Genomic DNA, 4176 nt, shown 5'->3' with positions numbered 1-4176 from the left:
CCCATGCAGAAAGTATTCCTTACTTCTACACTCTTGGAGCCTTTTACGAATGGCAGAAGGGCGATGATCAGAAAGTTCACGGTCATGACAAGAGAAATTACCATCAATCAAGCTTTCCACCTACAGCCTCAAGACAACAATGACGCCAGACATTTCAGCTTGCCGGAACAGCCATGAGCGATTAACCAAAAGCCATGAGTGATCTTAAAAGTTGTTTCCTCGTCCAGTGCGGCAATCACTTTTCACGGCAATAAAAGTATTCAGCTCTGAGGTAGTGGAATGATACATGCTCGCCCCAATACATTAAGCCTTGCAATGGCCATTGCAGTCAGCTCTTGCATTATTGGCACACAGGCACTGGCCGATCGCAAGCTGCAGACAAAATCGATCAATATTCTGGTCAATGGACATGAGGAGTATGTTCATAGTGAAGTCATGGTTGGGCCAACTTTAGGTCCTGACGAGCAGCCAATACCCAAGTCTTGTACAACCACCTACTCTGACCATGCTATAGACAGGGATAAGTATGACCTTCCTGCTTTAAGCTATACACAATTGTTTTCTGTTATGGATAGCGGCGTTTCCAGTGTTGATCTGTTTGAAACAGGCAGGAATGACGTGGCTCAGAAATACACCAAAGTCCTGAAGGTAGGCAATGAGGGAATCTTCAGGTTCACTCATAACCTTGAAGAAACGAAACTGGTCATTGAAGTCAGAGCCGGAATGACCGATCAGGATTCAGTTGAGGCTATTCGTGCTCAATTTCCCTGGCCATTTCACGTCAGTCAACCATTCGAACCGTTAACAAAAATCGCCAGCCCCGTACAACTGGCTAAAGTGTTGATTGCTGTCAGCGAAAGAGCAGGCAATCTTGGTCCGGGCGATCACTACGTTGCCCTTGCCACCATTGAAGTGGAAAAAGTTGAAGTGAATGGGCGCACCTTTATGCGTCTTATCGCTTCGGGCGATCAGCCTCCTGAACTGCAACGTCTGGGTCAATCACTTTTTGTCAATGACGACGCTCTCCTGGCAGCAGCCACCTCTGCCTATATTCAGGTTCATGTTGTGGGAGAGGATTTACAACAGCAGGCTCTTAATGAACTCCTGGCACACAGTAAACCCGTCGGCTATGTTGTACACGTCGGGGATGACACACTGGATTACCCTGTGCCTTCAGGTTACCCAAAGCTGGAAGTAGCAGAAGCTCGGGGGGAGGTGATTGTTTTCCGTGGTCAGAAGCTGAATCCGAATGATATCGCTTTTGTAGAAAATCTCCATAACCTCTGGCAAGAAGCTGAGGCTGATAACGCCGCTCCTGCAGTAGCAGCACAGGTTAAAAAATATCAGGTCAAAAGCTACCGGTACGTCATTCGAAGCAGGCAGATGGCAATACTGGAGAAGTTTGTTGCAAGGCACGGCGCTGAAATTAGCGAAGATCAACCGACGCCCCTTACAAATGAAGATAAGCTGGCGACACATGCGCTTGCATTCTACGAATATCTCCAGCAAGCATTGGCCAGTGCTATTCCAGATCAGGCAACTCCGGCAGTAAAATTTGAATTTACACTGGAACACATCAGAGCTGCTTCGTCTGTCATCACGCCAACCTGGCTGCAGATTCAACTGACAAGACACTTCAGCTTCAGACCCGTACTTAGAGGTCTTCTGAATAATCAGAATTTTGTTCAGGGTATTATGAGTCTTATACCCGTTGTCGACGAATCACAGCTCAATGCTTCCTGCAACGACGACCAGTTTGCTTTCAAAGTTCTGAGCGACATGGCCAGGCAGCTGATTGAGAGGGAAAGCATGCTGGCAGAGCAGCTGGCGAGAGAAGGCAAACTCATCCGGGTTAGTAACCAGTTAAAGCTCATATTGGAGAAAGCCACTACCAGTGAAAAGCAAAAGCTCATAGTACTTCAGCTGAAGCAACAAGCTGAGCATGAGCTTGAACAGCTTCGTGGCGTATCGGAAAGACAGCAAAGCCTGTTGCGGAAATTTGGGCAGAAAGTCGAACGAATCCCGGAGCTGGAAAAACAAATTCGTAATGCCAGGGCGGAAGCCACAAAAGCCCGCAACGCTGGACTGGCAGAAGAGCTTGGCATTGAAGATTGGGATGATAGCCAGCCACCAGAAAATCAAGCCAGACTCATCAGTATAAAAATTCATGCCATCAACAAGGCGTTGGCCGCAACAGAACAGCCTGAGGGAGATTCTATAGAGACAACACTGGCGGCTGTTCAGCACCAGAACGCCAGAACAGATGCTGAAAGCAAAGCCAGCTATGCAACCATTGCCGCACATTTAAACCTTCAGAATTTTGATACCAGTGCAAACATTGACGCTCAACTGGATCACCTGCTTTGGAGAATTGAGGCACTAAATACTCAACTACAGAGTAAGCATATACTGAATCTTCAACAAAAAAGCCTGTTTGACAAATTTCAGTCACTGAATACTCAGGGCAATACTCTCGACGAAAATCAACAACATTTGCTTAAGAAAATCCAGGCACTGAATGCTCAATGCTGTACGGAAGAACCTGATGTCAAAACCCAACAAGATGGTCTGGCACTGACCCTGCGTATCAGGCTGGATGAAGACAGCACGATGGAAGAACACCCTGCACTGAAAACAGCCATGTATGAGAGGTTCAGCAGTCTTGAATATTTAGAAGAAGAACTGAAAGACATCAGAACACCAGGCCATCCCAAAGCCATGCCTGTAGTACTGGAGAAACTGTCCAACGTGGAAAAAGCCCTTAAGATGGATAACCTCAATAGTCAGGACGATGTGTATTACCGTCGTAACGCCATTTCTGAGGCCATTCAGGCAAGTCTGGCAAAAGCCAGACAGCAGGAAGAGGAAGTGGCTCTGAAAATACTGAAAACAGTAGAAGAAATACTCAAAATCGAAGTCAATAATGAAGATCACAAAACAGCAAGGCTTGACAGGATTCGAACAAAACTTGACAGCGGTGATGTCTCAGAATCCATGGTGGATAAAATAGAGCATTCACTCCGAAAAGAAGACATTATATTCACGAGCAAAAGAGGGAACACAAAACTCCGGGACCTTCAAAACAGTCTTGAATTTTATGTCGAAAAAGTAAACAGACTAGCCATAATAGAACAGACAAAGATACTCAAAGTTTTAGAGGACAAGCTGCACATCTACGAGTTTGTACGCGATGAGGCTGATGAAAAAGGCAAGGCTTTCGTCGCTAAACTGGCCAATGATCTGGGGGTAATACTTAGAAGAAAAGCCCATCTGCCTGAAAACAAGTATGTTCTTGAAAACAAAATTTTGGCATTAATGGAAGAAGTAGACGAAACCTATGGCAATGAAGATGTCAGAAGAAGCAGAAACAATGAAATCGCCCATCAACTCAACATTAAGAACTATGAAGATGACACCACTATAGACGACCAGAATATTTTAATTAAAGGGAAACTCCGGGAGCTTTATAAAGAAGTTCCCAAAGTAGGTGATGCCACCGTCAATGAGCATATCGCAGCCATTGAAGGTGAGCTTGACAGGCAAATTGCACGCCTGGGACCTAAACCCCGATACGTTCTTGATCGTGAGCTGGCCAGAGCCAGGCGAGTACTGGAAGAAGCTGGACATGAACTGGCAGGTCTTTATCGCAGGTTGAATCATTTTCGTGGCAAACACGTGTTATTTGCGGAGAAACCTGATGACCTTCAACATCAAAGTGAAGCTGTATCAGTGGCAGAAGACACTCTGGCTGATCCTCATAAAGCGATTCTTCACGCCATTGAAGAATCCCTGAGTCGCAAACCAGAGTCTTCTGACACCTATGAACAACGGGTTAATGCCCTTAGAAACAAACAGCTACAACTGGGTGGGTATGATGGTAGCGGCGGCAAAATCCAACAACTGATTCAGGAACGGGTTCGTCTGGGAAGAGAGATTGAAACCAGGGAAGCAGACTTTGAGAGAATGAAGAAAGACCTGAAGGCTGCCGAGAAAGCGGTCAAAAATGACGGCGGTCCCTTCCAGTTCTCGACGAGACAGGTCAATGTTCTGGCCGATATGAACACCTTCACACGGCAGCACTCTCTCAAGCAACAAGCTCTGGATGCAGCACTGGGCCTGATGGAATCAGCATTCAGCAGCGGTAAGACAATACCCTGCCTGACAACTTTCGATTTT

General features: G+C 46.2%; 1 protein-coding gene. It reads left to right on the top strand.

Going from position 1 to position 4176, the window contains the following annotated elements; translation table 11 throughout:
• Positions 1 to 279 precede the first annotated feature (279 nt).
• Positions 280 to 4176: hypothetical protein (locus tag KDK17_RS08220; RefSeq protein WP_257287823.1), on the top strand; the 3897-nt coding region annotated here is incomplete at its 3' end.

It is taken from the genome of Endozoicomonas sp. SESOKO2 (genome assembly GCF_024606245.1).
GTDB lineage: Bacteria > Pseudomonadota > Gammaproteobacteria > Pseudomonadales > Endozoicomonadaceae > Endozoicomonas_A.
This window is presented reverse-complemented; position numbering and strand designations above follow the sequence as displayed.